The organism is Amycolatopsis sp. NPDC104819, from assembly GCF_055583145.1.
The window spans coordinates 43,719-61,335 of record NZ_JBVJON010000003.1; the positions used below are offsets into that span (position 1 = coordinate 43,719).

The window sequence follows — 17,617 nt, forward strand, 5'->3', positions numbered from 1 at the left end:
CACATCGGGCGACACCGCCCCGGAGGCTTCGAGCAACTCAGCGCCAGGGAGCGGCGCGGGCGGCGGATCGGCAGGCCGCTGCGGCTCATCGGGCACCGACTGCGAAGCGACGGGCGGATGCGCCGCGTCGGGCATGGGCTGCGAAGCACCGGGCGTCGCCGATTGCGGACCGTCCAGTGGCTGCGGCGCTGCAGGCGGCTCCGCACCTGTGGGCAGCGATTCCTGGGCCGCAGGCTGCGAAGCGACAGATGGCTGCGCAGAAGACGGCTCTGACTGCTGCGCACCAGGCGAACCTTCGGCCGACGGCGGCGCGCCAGGACTGTCGGACACCGGCTGGGGTTCAGTCGGCGTTGCAGCCTCGCCATCCGGATGTGCCAGCTTGTCCTCGCCCGGCGAGATGGCCGCTTCCGGCTGGTCGGCGACCTGTCCGGGAGCGACAGGCTCAGGTTGCTCACCGGCCTCCACCGGAGCCGCAGCCTCAGGCCGGCTGGCTTCCTGCGATGCGTGTTCGGATTCGGATCGGCTGACATCAGCCGCTGGTTCGTTCTCTCGCGGCGCGCCCTCGACCGCCGTCTCCGTCGGTGCAGGTTCGGACTGCGCGGGCTGCCGGGTCTCCCAGGGCTCCGGGGCCGCGTGGCGCGCAGTCGACGGGGCCCTCACCGGGCCCGGCGGATCGACCTCAGGCTCGACCGAGGGCCCAGCCGAAGCCGAAGCCGAGGGCGGAGCCTGGGTCCACCCCGGAGACGTCCGCCGCGGTGGCCTCGGCTGCTGCTCCGGCGTCCCCGGCACCGACTGCGCCGGCGGCGGATGGGGCACCGTCCGCCACACCGGCGCCGGGCCGATGTTCATCGGCGCCGGAGCCTGCCCCGGCGCAGGCGGAGCCCCCGGCGGCGGGGGCGAAGGACGCGCCGCCGGGCGAGGGATCGGGTCCAGGCTCGACACCAGCACCGTCGTGTTCTGCGGGTCCTCCACCTTCCGCCCGCTGCGCTCGCGGTAGACCATCTCGCCGTCGGCGTCCATCTCGACCAGGTAGCCCGCCTCCGCGAGCTGCTCCTCGTCCAGGTCCTCCAGCCGCTCGTACCTCGACGGCACCACCCGGTAGATCGGCCACGCCAGCGCCGCGTGCTCGGCGTGGAACTGGGCCAGCAGCGCCGCCATCTGGTGCTGCCACGGCAGGGACATCCCCTCGGCCAGCGAGCGCGGCAGCACCACGTACCCCTGGTCGACGCCCGGATACCCCTGGCTCAGCTGGTCGGCGAGCGGGGTGCTGGACGCGGGGCGAGCCGACTGCCGGGGCGGCTGGGGCGCGCCGAACAGCGACGCCGGGTCCTGGGGCTCGCCCGCGCCGGACTTGCCGCGCTTGCCGAATTTCCGTCCCACGTGCTCATCCTCTGCCAGTACGCGGCCACCTGCTCGTGGAAGCGCCGCGACGTCGGGTGAATCGGCCGATTCGTGTCCAGGCCCTCGAGCCCCATGCTAAACGCCGGGGCGAACCGCCTGCGGCACCACTTCTGCCTCGTCGAACGAGAACGGCCGCGTGTGCACCGGGACGCCGGTCTGCTGCGCTTCGACGACCTTGCCGTCGCCGAGGAACATCATCACGTGGTGGATCGTGTCCGGGTTCGACGGATCCGTCGCGAGGAACAGCAGGTCACCGGGCTGCGCCTCGCGCACCGGCAGCATCGCGCCCGCGTGGTACTGGTCGCGCGACACCCGCGGCAGGATGATCCCCGCCGACTCGTACGCGCGCAGCATCAGGCCCGAACAGTCGTACGAGTTCGGGCCGGTGGCACCCCACACATACGGCTTGCCCTGCTCGCCCAGCGCGAAACTGATCGCCTTCGCCGCGGCCTGGCTCGGCGGCAGCAGCTGGCCCAGGCCGGTGCCGCAGGCGACGACGTCGACGACCTGGCCGACGTTCTCCACCAGCTTCGCCGCCATCGGCTCCCACTTGTGGTACCGGTCCGGGAAGCCCGAGCGCTCGACGGCCTGCGCGGCGTCGCCCGGGCGCTTGTTCTCCCAGTCCGGCACCGCGAGCAGGACGTCGTAGAACTTGTTGACCGCGTACGTCGGGTTGGTGACCTCGGCGATCGAGCCCCAGCCCATCGACGGGCGCATCTGGAAGATCCCCTGCGAGTCGCGGTCACCGTAAGTGAGGTTGTGCAGCCCCGACTCGGTCATCCCGGCCTGGATCGCGACCTGCCAGGCGCGCGGCGCCAGCGTCCGCTGCTTGCCGATCGAGACGATCAGCGCGACGATCCCCTTCTGCTCGTCGTCGAGCTTCGACGCGTCGACGGTCCCGCGGTCGCCTCCGCCGGGCTGCGTCGGCCCGACCGAGGCGTCGCAGCTCTGCAGGGACACGCCCCTGGCCTGCGCCTGCTGGTTGTCGATGACCACCTTGGCGGCGACGGCGGTGACGATCAGGGCGCCGATCGCGACGAACACGATCAGCCCCAGCCACACCCCCAGCCGCCGCACGGTCAGCTCGCCTGGTCGTAGTCGGCGACGCGCCAGCCCGCGTTGGTGTTGACGACCGTGATGGCGAGCTTCGGGCCGTCGGTGGGGATCGTCAGCTGCACCGAGCTGGTGTAGGACGTGCCGACCGTCGGCTCACCGGTGACCTTCGTCGCCGGGACGTTCGCCGGGTCGACCGACGACATCACCGGCAGGTACTCCTCCGTCGTGAACGGCTTGAGCTGGGCCAGCCACTGCTCCGAGGTGATGCCGGCCGGGTGGTTCACCCAGGCCGCGGCCCACTCCTTGGCGACGCGGACGGCGTCGGCGTTCGGTGCCGCCGAGGTCGGGGTGGCCAGCGGTGTGGACAGCCGCGTCGGCAGGTTGGACGTCGGCACCGGCGCGGCGACGCCCGGCGGTGTCGCCGTCACCGACGTGGTCGTGGTGCCGGTGGTCGGGGACGCCTTCGCCTGCTGCTTGCCGATCGCCTTCGGCAGCACGATGCCGAGCGCGGTGACGAGGACGGCCAGGAAGACCAGCGTGCCGATGAGGTGGCGGGGCGAACGCAGCGGCCACCCCCACAGGCGGCGGTAGACCGCGGCGCGGCCGCGGTTGGTCCGGATCGGCATCCGTCACCGCCCCATCACTTGGTCGGTCTCACGCGGTTCCTCACGGACTTCGATGCCGCGCGACGGCCGGTACAGCACGAAGACCGGCTTGCCCGCGACCACTTCGGGGTCGACCCGCCGCGGCTGGGCGCGCACACCCGGCGTCCGCGGCGCTTCCTGCGCGGCGTACCCGTTGAACTCGGCTTCGGGGGCCCGCAGGTCCGAAGGTACGACGACGGGCTCGGGCTCGTCGTTCCACCGCCGGTCGGCGACCGGCGAGGTGTCGACCCGCCGGCTCTCCTCACCCCGGAGCGTCGGACGGCCACCGGGCCCGACGACGACGTAGTCGCCGCCGTCGCCGTTCGCCGGGTTGTACTGGCCGAACACGGGCGAGCCGGGGCGGCCGCCCGCGGGCAGGGCGCCGGCCGGGCCGCCGTTGATGGCACCCGGCCAGGCACCGGACCACGCGGCGGCCGGCCGGGACGCGCCCGAGCCGTTGTCGAGGCGCTGGGCGTTGGCGAAGATCGTGGCCTCCGGCCGGAAGCGGCCACCCCCGGCGGTCGCCCCGAGCGGCCCGCGCTGCTCGCCGTCGACGACGTCGTCGGTCTCGCGCACGTGCTGCCAGAACTCGTCCTGGGGGGTCGGGCCGTTCTTGTTGCGCCGGAAGCGGGAGAAGATCCCGCCGCCCGGCGACGGTACGGCGGCGCCGACCATGCTGACCGACATCTCGACCATCTGCCACAGCCGCCGAACCGGCCGCCCGACCATGAACAGCAGCACGGTGATGAGCCCGGCGAGGACCATCTGCGTGAGCATGTTCAGCGAGTTCCCGGCGTCGAAGATCGCTTGCAGCAGCAGCGCGTGCACGCCGGCGAGCACCGAGAGCACGACCAGGTTGAACGCGACCCCGCCGGCGACCTTGAGCACGCGGCGCAGGATCTCCGGGTGCAGCAGGGCGATGAGCCCGATCAGCGGCGCGGTGAGCGCGAAGAGGCGGATCAGGACCTGGGCGAGGAGGACACTTGCCTTGGCGAGGAGCTGGAAGAGCGAGTAGACGAGGGCCTGGCCGAGGGAGAGGAAGCCGGCGCCGGTGCGGCCGCCGGCCTCGCCGGTGAAGTAGCCGGTGGCGGGGCCGAGTTTGGTGGAGATGTCCTTGTAGGCGTTCTTCTTGCCGTCGATGACGGACTGGTTCCCGTCGTCGCCGTTGCGCAGCTGCGCCCACGTGAACGCCTGCGCGTCGAGCAGCGGGCGCCCGAACTGCTCGGCCTGCGGCGCGGTCGGCGAGCCGAACTCCCCCCGCACCCAGTTCTTGTAGACGATCTCGTTGTGCAGGTTAGTCGGCAGCACGTGCCGGATGACGCGGTCGTTCGAGTCGTCGACGAACCCGGCCTGGATGTTCGTCGTGGTCTGGACGATCGCTTTGTCGATCGGGTCGAAGTACCGCAGCATCGCCAGCGACGACGCGGCTAGCCAGACGCCCGCCAGCGCGTACAACGCCCGTTTGCTGACCGCGGCGAGGTCACCGCGCCAGATGTTGCGGAACAACATGATCGACATGACAAGCGCGACCAGCCCGAACAGCTGGGCGTAGATGTTGTTGTAGACCTTCTCCGCGCCGGACTTCACCGCGCTGTAGAGCGGGTTGAGTAACCCGCCCTCGAGCACGGTGTAGTGCAGCGAATTCGTCGCGCCGACGATGTTCTTGCCCAGGTTGAACAGCTGGTTGCCGCCCCAGGTGTCGAGCGTCGAGCCCGCTGGGGTCAGGTTCAGCGCCGTGCAGTTCGTCTCGAAGGTGTTCCAGACGAACCCGGCGTAGCTGTAGTCGACGTAGGCGCTGCCCGCCTCGCCGTGGCCTTCGGCGGGGTCGATCGCGCCGACCATGCCCGCGCCCGGCCGTTCCGGGTTGGGGGCCTCACCGCAGGCCGCCGCGCTGGCCGCGGGGGCCGTGGCGATGGCCTGCAGGCCCAGGACCAGCATGACGGCGAACATCGTCGCCTTGCGGCCCGGGGTGCGCCGCCCCGGCCGCGGACCTTCCTTGATCCGCCGCTTCAGCGCCTGCCACCCGGCGGCCAACGTCAGCAGGACCGCCAGCGTCAGCACGGTGTTCATGCGGCGTCCCGGCCGGTGCCGCCCTTTCCGCCGGTGCGGGCGTGCTCCTGCTGGCCGCCGTGGCCGTTGGACGGCTGGACGCCGCCCTCCACTTCGCCGGTCTCGGCCGCCAGTGGGTCCGGGGCTCCCAGGAGGTTCTCGTCGGCGAGGCCGACCTCCAGTTCCGCCGCCAGCTCGAAGTCCTGCTCCAGCTCGATGTCGTCCTCGGGCGGGGAGGCCACGAACGGCTTCTCCGGGGACGGCGAGCCGTTCGGCGGCAGCGCCAGCTCGTTGCCCGGACGCCGTGAAGGCGCCGCGTCCTTCGACCCCGGGGTCGTGTCCATCACCGCGCGGAGATGGTCGAGGTGCGGGCCGGAGAAGTCGACGCGGATGCGCTCGACCCCTCCCGCGCCGTCGCCGAAGATGAACTGACGGGGCTCGACGTCGCGCTCCAGGCCGCGCTGGGCTGCTCCCGGGCGGCGGCCCAGGGCCGCCACCACCTGCTCGTACCCCACACCGACCGGGACCTTCAGCAGCCGCAGGGCGTCGGCCTGGGCGTCGTCGTCGTCCAGGCGGCCGACGAACACCGAGTCCAGCAGGGTCACGAAGCCCTGGATCTTCAGGAAGTCCGCCGGGATCTGGGACGACAGCAGCACGCGGACGTTCCACTTGCGCGAGTCACGCGCGAAGCGGTTCATCAGCACGCGGCCGGTCGGGACCTCGGACAGGAAGAACGCCTCGTCGATCCAGACGCCCTTGCGCATCTCCTTCGGCTTCTCGTACACCGACCGCTGGGTCAGCCACGCCGCCAGGTTCAGCATCTCGACGCCGAGGGACTCCGCGTCCGTCCAGTACTCGCGGGGGACGCCGTCCTTCGGGAGGGTCAGCCCGGCCATCGTCAGCACCGTCAGCCGGTCGTCGCGGGTTTCCGAGTACGGGTCCGCGTCGGCCTCCGGGATGAGCAGCGCCATCCGCTCGCGCATCTCGTCGAGGAAGTCCGCGACGACGCTCGCGTGCTCGTGGTGCTCCGAAGAGTCCCGCCGGAGCGCGTCGATGACCTGGCCCGGGTCGGCGTCGAACCGGCCGCCGACCGTGCGGACCGCGCGCAGCAGCACGATCCGGGTCTGCGCCATCCGCGAGACCTCGTACGGCAGCACACCGGTCAGGACGTCCAGCACGAGACGCCGTCGAGTCGCGCCGGCCAGGGCCTTCTCCCGGCGCCAGGAGCGCTCGGGGTCGTCCTCGTCCATGAAGTGCTCGATCAGCGGCTCGGCGACCACCCGGTACGGGTTCAGGATCCCGGGCTGGGCGTTGAGCAGGTTGATCGGCCGCGCGTAGGGCCGCAGCTCCGGCAGGTCGCAGAGGCGCGACAGCGGGCCGGACGGGTCGAGGATCGTCCAGCTCGCGCCCGCGCGCAGGGTCTTGTAGACGATGCCGCCGCCGAGGAACGACTTGCCGCCACCCAGGCCGGCGACCATCGCCGTCAGGCCCGAGCCGTCGCGGATCTCCTGGGCCATCCACGGGTCCCAGGCCACCGGGCGCCGGGTCGCCGTGCACGTCTCGCCGAGCAGGATGCCGCGGCGGTCGCCGACCTCCGCCGTCGCCGTCGGGACGGCCGAGGACGCCCAGACCACCGAGCCGCGGCGCATGTACGCCGCCGAAGCGAGCGGCTCGCCGGGGATGAACTCCCGGGCCAGCGCGTACTGGGCCTCGGGGTGCTCGATGGCGATCTTCGGCTTGTAGAGGTCGAGCAGCTGCTGGGCCAGGCGCAGCGCGTCCCGCTCGGTCGGGCCGGACACCGCCAGCCGCCACCAGGACCGCACGCGGGTGGCGAGCGCGGTGAAGCCCGACGTCATCTCGTCGTCGATCTCCAGCACGCGCCCGGCCTGGCGCGACAGTGACTGCGGCGGCTCCAGCTCGTGCTCGTCGGTGTAGTGCTTGACCTGCGAGCGGACCTTGTTCATCTGGCGCTGCAGCTCGTTGGCGACCTCTTCGGGCCGCCGGACGTAGATGCGCGCGGACACCTCGACCGCGGCCGGCAGGCGGTCGGCGTGCTGGATCCACGGGTCGTCGACCTCGGGGATCTGCAGGCCGTGCATCTGCCCGACCGTCAAGATGGCCAGGTGCCGCGAGACGCCGGCGTTGGAGCCGGTCCGGCCGCGGACGGTCACCGTCGGCGCGTACGGGTCGGCGTAGTAGTCGGCGGCGTCGGTGAAGCTGGCCAGGTCTTCGGGCTCCCAGGCCGCGCCGGGCACCGCGGGCATGTTCCGCGGCGCGGGCAGGCCGAGCGAGCACGAGCGGTGCATCAGCCAGGACATCTCCTCGGCGTGCACCGGACGGCCTTCCAGCCCGGCGCTGCCGATGACCTGGTCGAGGTGCTCGACCTCGGAGTCCAGCGCGGTCAGCTCGGCGTCGACGGCCTCGGGCAGGATCTTGCGCAGCACCGGCGCGGCCCGCTCGACCGCGCGGTCGACCATCCGCCGGGTCTGCACCTGGACCCCGATGTAGACCTCTTTTTCGGCCATCGAACGGCCCATGAGCTGCTGCTGCTCGCCGATCAGGTAGTCGTCGAACGACATCGCGCCCGGGACGTCCTGGGGGCGGCCGTGGGCGTTGTAGACGTGCGCCTCGGCCCACATCCGGATCGGGTACGGCCGGTTCGTCACGCGCAGGTGCAGCCAGCGGCCCTGCAGCTCGGCGTACTGCCCGGCGATGGCCGCGACGAGGTCACGGCGTTGCGAGTCCGAGCGGAACGACCAGCGCTGCGGCGCGAGCCGGTACCAGGCGTAGACCTCGAACCCGGTGCGCACCAGGTGACCGTCGATGCTGCGCACCGCGATCGACGGGGTGTACGCGGGAATGGCCTGCTCGCCGGTCAGGCGCCGGCCGCCCTTGCCGCCCGAGCCGTTCCGCGCCGCGCGGACCTGCTCGGGCGGTTGCCACGCGCCCGAGTGAGCGTCCCGACCCTGCTTTCCTCGGCTACCGCCGCGACCGAACAACGACTACCTCCCGGCCCGAGCCGCACTGCTGCGGCTCCGGCGCGCTCGTGGTGTTCCCTGGGTGAACTCCGCCGCACCCGGCGGCACGCCGTGGTGCTGGTACTGCCGCCTTCGGCGGTGCTTCGGCAACGGGCGGGTCGCCCGCACCCGGACGCGGCTGGCGCTGACCGCGCCGCCCGTGCCCGTGGTCACCTCTCTGGGGGCGTTGAGCTCGCGCCCGGCCATCGCGACCACGGCGCCGAGCGGGCGCTCGTGGCTGATCTTGGCCGTGAGCAGCCGGGTGATCACGATCGTGGCGATGAACGCCCACGCCGTCGAGAAGAACCCGAAGCTCCACCCCGCCCAGCGTTCGACGCCGAGGACGACGAAGAACGCCGGGATGCCGATGAGCCAGGCTACGTACCGGGCCCTCCAGGGAAAAGTCGCTTTCGGCGGGCCGAGCCACACGGCGTCGACCCGGTAGACCTCGTCATCAGTCCTGATGCGCACGCCGGTTCCGCCTCAGCCCGTGAACAGGCCGGCGATCCACTGGCCCACGTTGACGCCGGCGCCGCTGACCGCGAGCCCGATGATCGCGAGCGCGATGACCACGCCGGCGAGGCGCCGCATCACGCCGGCGTTGTCGCCCTTGCCACCGCCCAGCCACAGCAGGAGGAGGGCGACGGCCAGCAGCACCAGCGGAATGATGTTGTCGATCAGCCAGGTGCGCACGTTTCCCGTGCCCAGCTCGCCGGCGGCCAGCGTGTCGAGGGTGGTCAAGGTCATCATCGCGATACTCCCGGTGCGCGGTGGGGCCCGCGCGGTTCTGGCTCAGGCGGTGCTTCGAACAACATCATGGCGGCTACGAGGGGTAGTGGTCAAAGCGCGCTGCGTAGAGGACGGCTGCCTTGTCAACCGGCGTGGCGCGCGTGGCGCACGAAAACTCCACGCCCACCATCATCGCGGCAAGGGCCCTCGGGTTAAAGCCCGGGCACCCATACTTCTCAGTGTGCTGACGAACTCACTCCATTGCCCGGAATTTGCTCACTGTGGGTACTGACGATGTCGCCGTTGTGCGGCCGGGAACAGTGTGACATGACCCGAACGGCCCTGTCGCGCGAGTCCGCTCCGTAACTGCCCTTCGGCCGGTCCGGAGGGATGTCGATCTTCACCACCGCCGCCGTCCGTCACAGGGCGCTCAGAACCTCACAGGACTTTCACTACATAGCGTGATCTTGGTCAGGATCGTCGCTGTGCGAAGACACCCGCGGGGAACGCGCCGGCCTCGACGACGCGGGCGCTGAGGCCGCGGCAGAGCTCTTCGAGCCGGGCGGTCTTCTCGGGGCCCAGGTGCTCCCACGGCCCGCGCGCGGCGGTCTCGGTGGCGATCTCCACCCGGTCGCGGACGGCGGCGCCTTCCTCGGTGAGCGCGCCGTCGGCGTCGAAGAGCCCCCGGTCGCGAAGACCGGCTTCGGCGGCGGCCCACTGCTCGTCGCTCCAGCCGCGGGTCCGCTTCGCCGCCTCGGTCGTGAAGCCACCGCCGGTCGCGACGTGCGTGACGACGGCTTCGACCCCGCTGAGGCCGTTGAGCACCAGGGCGGCGAGGTGGCCGTCCCCGCGGTGCTCGCGCAGCAGGGTGATGGCGTGCCAGAGGACGAGGTGCGGCTCCCCCGGCCAGCCCAGGCCGGCGTGCGCCGCGTACAGGGGACGGCCTTCGCCGTGGCAGCCGGCCGAGGCTTCCCGGGCGAGGTCCGCGGCTTCCGCGACGTCGTCACCCTTGACGTGGTCACCGAGCAGCCGGGTCAGCGCCTGGTCGACGCCCTCGAGCCGCGCGTCGAGCACCTGGTCGGGGGTGGCCAGGGTCCACGCCCGCGGGATGGTCCGGGCGACGACCTCGGGGTTGAAGTTGTAGAAGGTCGCGGCGACGACCTCGGGCCCGACGGCGCCCATGGCGGCCGAGCGCCCGGCGAAGTACGGCATCCGCCCCGGCCGCAGCCCGATGCCGGTGAGCGCCGCGTCGACTTCGGGTGCGAAGTACGCAAAGGCGTGCAAGGAGTCGAATGCCCGCTTGAACCGCTTCTCGTCGCCCGCCATGACCGCACCCTACTACCGGGTAACCACCGCTGGCGAGACCCGAGCCGTCGTGAGTGGTAATTCGGGTTAGAACCCTAATTCCCACTCACGACCAGCTGCGGAAGGAAGCGGACGAGCTGGCATGTAAGCCGGATCCTGTTCCCCGGTCGCCTCGCGGCTCGCGGGGCGGCGGCCATCCATCTCGGCCTGCCGTCGCCGGCAGGCTCCAGCGGCCTACCCGCAGGCTCGGACGGGCCGTCCTCGAACGCCTGCGCAGGAGCTCGCGCTCCCTCTTGGCCTTGCTCCGGGTGGGGTTTACCTAGCCGTCCCGGTCGCCCGGGACGCTGGTGGTCTCTTACACCACCGTTTCACCCTTACCCCCGTTCGAAAACGGAGGCGGTCTGTTCTCTGTGGCACTGTCCCGCGGGTCACCCCGGGTTGCCGTTAGCAACCACCCTGCCCTGCGGAGTCCGGACTTTCCTCGGACCGGGTCGCCCCGGCTCGCGACCGCCCTGCCAGCTCGTCCGCCGGAGAATCGTAGCTCAGTACCCGGCCACGGCCCCGCTGCGGTGGCGCGGCCGGACCTCCGGCGGTGGTGGCTCGTACCGGCCGGGCGCGGGGTGCTGACGGGCGAGCTCGGCGGTCCAGTGCAGCACGGCCGCCGGGCTGTCCAGGCCGATCAGGCCGACCAGCCGGCCGCCGCGGACGAACCCGGTGATCGGCCGGGTGCCGGCGACCGGCGACTCGAGCAGGACGGTGTCGGTGCCGAGAGCCGGCCGCCCGGCGACCTGGATGCGGACGCCGTGCTGCTCGGACCAGAAGCGCGGCACCGGCGTGTAGGCCGGGGAACCCTGCGGGCCGGTGAGGAGGTTCTCGGCGGCGACACGGCTCATCTCGACGGCGTTGAGCCAGTGTTCGTCCCGTTGCGGCGTGGGCTCGTAGCGGAGGTTGGGCCAGCGGGCGACGTCCCCGGCGGCGACGATCGTGGCCGACCCGACGACGTGACACGTGGGTCCGCACACCACACCGTCGTCGAGGGGCAGCTTCGCGCCGCGCAGCCACGAGACGGCGGGGACGCTGCCCACCGCGACCACGACACACGCGACGTCGACCGCCCGGCCGTCGGCGAACTCGAGCCCGACCGAGGTCGGCGAGGGGCGCCACCGGCGGATGGTGGTGCCGAGCTCGAGGTGGACCCCGCGGGCGGTGTGCAGCGCGGTGAGCCAGTCGCCGATGTCGGGGCCGAGGACGTCGGTCATGAGCGCCCGCGCGCGGCCGAAGAGGATGACGTCGCGGTTCATCTCGCGAAGGCTCGAAGCGACTTCGCAGCCGATGAAGCCGTCACCGACGACCGCCACCGGCCCCGGGTTGCCGGCCAGGGCGCGCTGGAGGGCCGTGGTGTCGGACAGCGTGCGCACGACGACGACCCGCGGGTGGCCGTGCGGCGCGCCCGGCATCCGCCGGGGCTCGACCCCGGTGGCGATGACCAGGCCGTCGTAGCGCAGCTCCTCGTCCCGCAGGTGGACGACCTGCCGGTTCGGCGACACCGCGGTCACCGGCGTGTCGAACCGCCACTCGGCGTCGACTTCGAGCGGGTCGACGAGCAGCGTGTCGGCGCGGCTGACCGCGCCGGTGAGCAGCTGCTTGGACAGCGCCGGCCGGTGGTAGGCGACGTCGGGCTCGGCGCCGATGACGACGACCTCGCCGTCGAACCCGAGCTCGCGCAGCCGTTCGGCCGCGCGCAGGCCGGCGAGGCCGGCTCCGGCGATGACGATGCGTTCGCTCATCGGGTGGCTCCCAACAGGTGGATGGCTCGCATGGGACAGGCGCGCGCGGCGGCCTGGACGTTCGGTGCCTGGCCGGCCCCCGGCCGTTTCTCGTACTCGAGGTGCCCGTCGTGGCCGAGCTGGAAAACCCCGGGCGCCTCCGCCTGGCAGACCCCGTAGGCGTGGCAGCGCCCGCTGTCGACGTCGACGTGCAGCCCGGCCGGTTCCGGCTCCTCGGGCGCCGGTTCGATCAGCCCGGCGCGGACGAGGGCCGACGCCGGCAGCACCCGCAGCACCGACAGCACCACCGGCGGGACGAGCAGCGTGATGCCCGCGAGCCAGACCACCGCCAGGTGCCCGGCGGAGATCGCGCCGAGCCAGGCGTGCACCGCGAGCAGCCCGATGGCGAGGTAGCCGAGCTGGTGGAACCGCAGCCAGCGGCCTTCGCGGGCGCCGCGGCGCAGCCCGGCGGTGACCGACACGGCGATCACGAGCTCGAGCCCGGCGATGCCGAGCGCGTGCCGCGGGGTGCCGTCGTAGAAGGGCACGAGCAGGTCGGTGACGCCGAACGGGTCGTCCTCCAGGAAGAGGAACGTCAGCCCGTGCAGGGTGCCGGTGGCGAGGGTGAACGCCGAGAGCAGGACGTGCCCGGCGCGCAGGGCGTCGCGGCCGCCGAAGCGGCGGACCCAGCCGGTGGCGGCGAGCACGCCCCAGCACAGCGCGAGGCACATGCAGAGGTAGGTGAGGCGGCCGGACAGCGCGGCGGCCTCGGCGATCCCGGTGTCGTGCGGCGACACCGGGACCAGCGCGGCGGATGGGGACATGGGCGGGTTTACCTCCGGGTGCGCGGCTGGGTCCTGCCGGGGGTTCCGAGCAGGCGGAGCAGGCCGAACGTGGCGATTGCGGCGAAAGCCACGAACACGGCCCCGAGCGCGAGGTCGCCGCCGCCGAGGCTGTTGTCCTCGGTGGCGGAGACGAGCAGGGACGTCGTCTCGGCGAGCCCGGTGCTCTCGAGGAGCGTCAGGTGGCCGAGTGCGGTGTCGACGGCGGTCTGGGCGAACGCGCGGACGTCGTCGTCGCGGGTGCCGGCGCGGACGTCGGAGGCGAGCGCGAAGAGGCTGCCGTACTCGGCGCGGACGCGGTTGACGTAGGCGCGGTCGAAGTCGTCGCCGGAGTCCGCGGCGAGCTCGTCCGCCCACGCGCGCTCCTGTCCGGTCGGCTCGGTGGGCAGCGCGTAGGCGAGCCGGTCGGCGACCGCGCGCAGGGCGACGTCGAGGCGGGCCTGGTCGTCGGCGATGCGGCCCGCGACGGCCTGCACCCGCCGGTTGGTGGCCCGCTCGGCGGCGAGCCTGCTGGCCGGCCCGGCCCACAGCGTGTGCTGCTTCAGCCGGGTCAGCAGGGTCCGGTCGGACTGCTGAAGCTCGCCGGCGGCGGCCGGGAAGGCCACGCCGAGCACGAGCGCGGTCGTGGCGGCGAGCAAAGCCACGAATCGGAGCGGCATCCCCGTTGTCCCTTCGCGAAGTCGTCCTCACCGGGAGCTACGGGGAGAAGGTGTGATCCGGTTCTCGCCGTCACCTTTTAGTGACTGTGACGTGAATCACAAGACACAATGTGAACCCGTCTTCCATGATCACCGTAGCCACCACGCCCAATTGGGCAGGAAAACTAATGCATATGGCCTATTAAGTGTTTTTGCGCTACGCTCCGATGGCCCCACGGTCCACCAGTCAGGTGAGGTTGCGAGCTTTATGGAAGCACCGGGCAGAGAAAGTCGCGGCCCCGTCGGCTACGCCCCGTCCACCACCGCGGTCGACGTCGCCTCCAGCTCCGCGGATGATCTGGTTCCGTTGCTGTACAAGGACTTCCGCGCCACACTGTTCGCACAGGTGTTGTCCCTGACCAACTATGACCGGCAGTGGACCGAGGATGTGGTGCAGGAGACCATGATCCGAGCGTGGCAGAACTCCGGAACGCTCGAACGCGAGCCCGGAATGCTGCGCGGCTGGCTGCTCACCGTGGCCCGCCGGATCGTCATCGACGGCTGGCGAAACCGCCGGGTCCGCCCACAGGAGGTCGCTCTGGAGATCCCGGAAAACGCCGAGTCCGCCGATCGCGCGGACAGTTCGTTAGCCGCACTAACGATTACTCAGGCATTGGTGGAACTCGACGAGAAATACCAGTCCGTCATCACCGAGACCTACCTCGCCGGAAACAACGTCCGGCAGGCGGCAACAATTCTGGGAATTCCCGAGGGAACCGTGAAATCGCGGTTGTACACGGCGATGCGGCAATTGCGGAAGGCACTCGGGGAAGTGGCGGCGCGATGAGGGGGCGGCACGCCGACGCCGCGGCTTACGAGCTCGGTGTCCTCGACGATTCGGCGGAGTTCGAAGAACACCTGCGGGACTGCGTCCGATGCCGGGAGCTGCGCACCGGGTTCGCGCCGGTGTCGGCGGCGCTGGCGGAGGCGGTCCGGCTCGGCTACCTGCCGCCCGGCGGCGATCCGCCGGGCTCTCGGTCCTTCGGTGACGACCCGGCGCCCGGCGACTCCCCCGGCGGCTACCCGTCGCCGAGCGACGGCGCCGCCCGGCGGCGGAAGCCCTGCGTCTTCGCCGGCCGCCGCGGCTCTACGGCCGGGGTGCTCCTGCTAGTGGTCGCGGTGGCCCTGACGGCCCTCTGCGCGGTCCGGCCGGCCGGCGGGAAGATCCGGTTCGCGTCGGCTGCGTGCATCGTCTCCCCTGCTCAGGTCGTGGCCGGCACCGGCGTTGACCTGCGGGATCTCCCGCGGACGACCGGATTCCAGTAGTCTGCTCCAACCCAAGACGAAAGTCCTTACGGTGGATACCGAAGTAAATTCCGAGCCCCCTGTCAGCGGGGCTTCGGTACCGAAGCGTCCCGCTGCGCGACTCCCCGGCCGCGAGCGCGAGCTCGGCCGCCTGACCAGCCTGTTCCCGGTCGCCCTCGGCGGCACGGCCGCGAGCGCCGTGCTGGTCGGCGAGTTCGGCATGGGCAAGAGCACCACGCTGCACGCCGTCGTGGCGCTGGCCGCGGACGCCGGCTTCACCGTCGCGACCGCCACCGGGTCCCGGCTGGAGAGCCACCTGCCCGGCGGGCTCGCCCGTCAGCTGGCCGGCGCGCTGGACGAACCGGGCGCACCCCGCCCGGCCTTCACCGAGCAGTACGGACCGGCCGGCGAGAGCGAAGCGCTCGAGCACTTCTTCCGCCTGGTCCGCGACGCGACCGACCGGGGCCCGCTGCTGCTCGGCATCGACAACGTGCACCTCGCCGACGCCTGGTCCATGCGGTGCCTGGCCTACATCCGCAACCGCGTCCTCGACCTGCCGGTGTTGATCATACTCACGTCCCTGACCGGCCACCCGCCGCACCGGGACGTCGCGCTGCTGGAGATGGCGGGCTGCACGCCGGCCACCATCACCCTCCACGGCCTCGGTGACGCGGCCGCGGCGGAGGTCCTCGGCCTGGCCCCCGGCGAGCTCGCCACCGCCTGCCGCGAGTCGACCGGCGGCAACCCGTACCTGCTCAACGCGCTGCGCCCGCGGCTGCTGCCCGGCGCGGACCCGCGGGAGCTGGGCTCGTCACTGATCGGGCAGGTGCTGCACACGCGGATGAAGGAGTTCCCGCACGCGCCGGCCATCCTGCACGCGGCCGCGATCCTCGGGGAGGACGCGGGCTTCGACCTGCTGGCCCAGCTCGCCGGAGTGGACGAGTTCGACGCGGTGCAGGCGATCGACACGATGGTCCGGCTGCACCTGCTGCACAACAGCAGCCGCCCGGAGCTGACCCTGCCGTTCGTCCGCAACTCCGTGCTGCGGGACATGCCGAAGACGACGCGGGCGGTGAACCACGCGCGGGCGGCGAAGCTGCTCTCGGAGGCGGGCGCGCCGGCCGAGCGCGTCGCCGCGCACCTGCTGGAAGCGACGTCGATCCGGATCCCGTGGGGTGTGGACGTGCTGCGGATGAGCGCGCGGATCGCCGTGTTCTCGGGCCGGCCGGAGCTGGCCACACGGCATCTGCGGCGGGCGCTGGAGGAGCGGCTGACGTCCGGGCGCCGGGTCGCCGTGCTGCTGCAGCTGGCCCACGCCGAGTTCCAGCTCGACCCGCCGGCCGCGGCCAAGCGGGTGCGGGAGGCCGTCGACACGATCGGCAACCGCGACACGGCCGCGTTCATCGCCACCGCGATGCTGCTGTCGCTCTGCGGCGGCCAGGACGCCCGGCTCGCGATCAGCGCGGCCGGCCAGATCGCGGCGCGGCTCGACGCGGGCGGGCCGGACGCCGTCTGGCCGCTGCTGTGCATGACCTACCTCGCCGAGGCCGGCAGCCGGCTCGGCCCGCCGCCGGAGTTCCGCGACTTCGAGGAGCAGTGGGCGCCGCTGACCGACGCGGCGGCGCAGCGCAGCCGCTCGGCGTTGCTGGCGCTCGACGCCGTCCGCAGCGGCGAGTCGGCGCAGGACGCCGTCGGGCACTTCGCCGGTGCACTGACTGGGGACGACGGCGAGCTCTTCGAGCAGCACTACTTCTTCACCTTGGCCACGGCGGTGCTCGCGGACGAACCTGCGCACGTCGACCGGCTGTGCCGGGTCCTCGACGTCGAGCGCGAGCCGTGGGACGTGCACGTGCCGCACGGCGCGTTACCCACCCTGGCCCGCGGGATCGCGTTGCAGGCCAGCGGTGACCTGCAGCGCGCGAGCGTCCACTTCGAGTCGCTGCTGCGCCGGTTCGACGAGCGCGGCGGGACGACGACCTGCCCGGTCGGCGTGCTGTGCGCGGCGAAGCTCATCGAGTGCTGGGTCGACCTGGGCCGGTTCGAGGCGGCGACGTCGCTGCTGGACCGGATGGACTTCGTCGCGAGCCAGGGCCTGTTCACCCACACCTACCTCCTGTACGCGCGAGGCCGTCTGCGCGTCGCGACCGGCTACACGCGCTTCGGGTTCGAGGACCTGCTCAGCTGCGGCCGCCGGCTCGCCCACCACGGCATGCGGTTCCCGGGGTTCGTGCCGTGGCGCGCACACGCCGCCCGCGCGGCGCTGGCGCTCGGCCAGGCCGACGACGCGGCCCGGCTGGCCGAAGAGGACATGAACGCGTCGGCCCGCTGGGGCGCGGCACGCCCGCTGGGCACGGCGTTGACGACGATCGGCCTGGTCCGCGAAGACGACGAAGCCGAGCGGGCGCTGACCAAGGCGATCACGACGCTGCGCTCGTCGCCGGCGCGTCTGCAGCTGGCGACGGCGCTGACCGAGCTGGGCACGCTGCAGTCGCGGCACGGCCAGTCCGAGAAGGCCATCGAGACGCTGCGGCAGGCCGTCGAGCTGAGCGAGCACTGCGGAGCGCGTCCCCTCGCGCGGCGGGCGGCCGAGGAGCTGCGCTCGTCCCGCCGGGCGCTCACCCCGGCGAAGGACAACGAGCACGGCCTGACGCGGCAGGAGAACCGCATCGCCGTGATGGCCGCGCAGGGCCTGACCAACCGCGAGATCGCTACGGCGCTGCACCTGACCCGGCGGACGGTGGAGCTGCACCTGTCCGGCGCGTACCGCAAGCTCGGCATCCCCGGCCGCGCGGAGCTCGGTGGCGCGCTGGCGAAGTCTTCTCAGCGCTTGGACGCGCGTTGACCCCTCCCGGGGTCGTTGCTCTA

The 17,617-nt window shown here is 72.3% G+C and carries 13 protein-coding genes and 1 other RNA gene; 3 read left to right on the top strand and 11 right to left on the bottom strand.

Going from position 1 to position 17,617, the window contains the following annotated elements:
* Positions 1-1,476: 1,476 nt before the first annotated feature.
* The 11 genes from ACZ63E_RS09275 to ACZ63E_RS09325 form a co-directional block, all read right to left on the bottom strand.
* Positions 1,477-2,463 (bottom strand): C40 family peptidase, encoded by a 987-nt coding sequence (locus ACZ63E_RS09275; protein ID WP_465336086.1) that lies wholly within the window; start codon positions 2,461-2,463, stop codon positions 1,477-1,479.
* 17 nt (positions 2,464-2,480) lie between these two features.
* Positions 2,481-3,083: a hypothetical protein gene (locus ACZ63E_RS09280; protein ID WP_465335557.1), complete on the bottom strand. Its 603-nt coding sequence runs from the start codon at positions 3,081-3,083 to the stop codon at positions 2,481-2,483.
* A 3-nt stretch (positions 3,084-3,086) separates the two neighbouring features.
* Entirely contained in the window at positions 3,087-5,171 is a 2,085-nt protein-coding gene (locus tag ACZ63E_RS09285) for a magnesium transporter (protein WP_465335558.1), read from the bottom strand.
* Positions 5,168-8,149 (bottom strand): ATP-binding protein, encoded by a 2,982-nt coding sequence (locus ACZ63E_RS09290; RefSeq protein WP_465335559.1) that lies wholly within the window; start codon positions 8,147-8,149, stop codon positions 5,168-5,170. The genes ACZ63E_RS09285 and ACZ63E_RS09290 overlap by 4 nt, the downstream gene beginning before the upstream one ends.
* A gap of 3 nt (positions 8,150-8,152) precedes the next feature.
* The gene (locus ACZ63E_RS09295) at positions 8,153-8,638 is read right to left on the bottom strand and encodes a hypothetical protein (protein ID WP_465302875.1); all 486 of its coding nucleotides are present in this window, start codon (positions 8,636-8,638) and stop codon (positions 8,153-8,155) included.
* Between the two features lie 12 nt (positions 8,639-8,650).
* Positions 8,651-8,917: a hypothetical protein gene (locus ACZ63E_RS09300; protein ID WP_005166545.1), complete on the bottom strand. Its 267-nt coding sequence runs from the start codon at positions 8,915-8,917 to the stop codon at positions 8,651-8,653.
* A gap of 450 nt (positions 8,918-9,367) precedes the next feature.
* Entirely contained in the window at positions 9,368-10,222 is an 855-nt protein-coding gene (locus tag ACZ63E_RS09305) for an SCO6745 family protein (protein WP_465335560.1), read from the bottom strand.
* Positions 10,223-10,330: 108 nt separating this feature from the next.
* Positions 10,331-10,724: RNase P RNA component class A (rnpB, locus tag ACZ63E_RS09310), an RNA gene on the bottom strand.
* A 19-nt stretch (positions 10,725-10,743) separates the two neighbouring features.
* Positions 10,744-11,988: an NAD(P)/FAD-dependent oxidoreductase gene (locus tag ACZ63E_RS09315; protein WP_465335561.1), complete on the bottom strand. Its 1,245-nt coding sequence runs from the start codon at positions 11,986-11,988 to the stop codon at positions 10,744-10,746.
* Positions 11,985-12,791 carry a ferredoxin gene (locus ACZ63E_RS09320; RefSeq protein WP_465335562.1) on the bottom strand — a complete coding sequence of 269 codons (807 nt, stop codon included), beginning with the start codon at positions 12,789-12,791 and terminating at the stop codon, positions 11,985-11,987. Before ACZ63E_RS09320 ends, ACZ63E_RS09315 begins: the two co-directional genes overlap by 4 nt.
* Before the next feature lie 8 nt (positions 12,792-12,799).
* Positions 12,800-13,468 (bottom strand): DUF4142 domain-containing protein, encoded by a 669-nt coding sequence (locus tag ACZ63E_RS09325; RefSeq protein ID WP_465335563.1) that lies wholly within the window; start codon positions 13,466-13,468, stop codon positions 12,800-12,802.
* 247 nt (positions 13,469-13,715) lie between these two features.
* Between ACZ63E_RS09325 and ACZ63E_RS09330 the strand changes: the two genes are divergently transcribed.
* The 3 genes from ACZ63E_RS09330 to ACZ63E_RS09340 are packed head-to-tail and all read left to right on the top strand — an operon-like array spanning position 13,716 to position 17,594.
* Positions 13,716-14,294, top strand: a complete 579-nt coding sequence (locus ACZ63E_RS09330) for a sigma-70 family RNA polymerase sigma factor (protein WP_465335564.1) — start codon at positions 13,716-13,718, stop codon at positions 14,292-14,294.
* Positions 14,291-14,773, top strand: coding sequence for a hypothetical protein (locus ACZ63E_RS09335; RefSeq protein WP_465335565.1), 483 nt, complete (start codon positions 14,291-14,293; stop codon positions 14,771-14,773). Before ACZ63E_RS09330 ends, ACZ63E_RS09335 begins: the two co-directional genes overlap by 4 nt.
* 31 nt (positions 14,774-14,804) lie before the next feature.
* The gene (locus ACZ63E_RS09340; RefSeq protein WP_465335566.1) at positions 14,805-17,594 is read left to right on the top strand and encodes an AAA family ATPase; all 2,790 of its coding nucleotides are present in this window, start codon (positions 14,805-14,807) and stop codon (positions 17,592-17,594) included.
* Positions 17,595-17,617: the final 23 nt, after the last annotated feature.

Excerpts from the sequence above, each read along its gene's own strand:
- ACZ63E_RS09300 (WP_005166545.1), bottom strand. The coding sequence starts at position 8,917 with ATGATGACCTTGACCACCCTCGACACGCTGGCCGCCGGCGAGCTGGGC.
- ACZ63E_RS09280 (WP_465335557.1), bottom strand. The coding sequence starts at position 3,083 with ATGCCGATCCGGACCAACCGCGGCCGCGCCGCGGTCTACCGCCGCCTG.
- ACZ63E_RS09335 (WP_465335565.1), top strand. The coding sequence starts at position 14,291 with ATGAGGGGGCGGCACGCCGACGCCGCGGCTTACGAGCTCGGTGTCCTC.
- ACZ63E_RS09305 (WP_465335560.1), bottom strand. The coding sequence starts at position 10,222 with ATGGCGGGCGACGAGAAGCGGTTCAAGCGGGCATTCGACTCCTTGCAC.
- ACZ63E_RS09320 (WP_465335562.1), bottom strand. The coding sequence starts at position 12,791 with ATGTCCCCATCCGCCGCGCTGGTCCCGGTGTCGCCGCACGACACCGGG.
- ACZ63E_RS09330 (WP_465335564.1), top strand. The coding sequence starts at position 13,716 with ATGGAAGCACCGGGCAGAGAAAGTCGCGGCCCCGTCGGCTACGCCCCG.
- ACZ63E_RS09315 (WP_465335561.1), bottom strand. The coding sequence starts at position 11,988 with ATGAGCGAACGCATCGTCATCGCCGGAGCCGGCCTCGCCGGCCTGCGC.
- ACZ63E_RS09285 (WP_465335558.1), bottom strand. The coding sequence starts at position 5,171 with ATGAACACCGTGCTGACGCTGGCGGTCCTGCTGACGTTGGCCGCCGGG.
- ACZ63E_RS09325 (WP_465335563.1), bottom strand. The coding sequence starts at position 13,468 with ATGCCGCTCCGATTCGTGGCTTTGCTCGCCGCCACGACCGCGCTCGTG.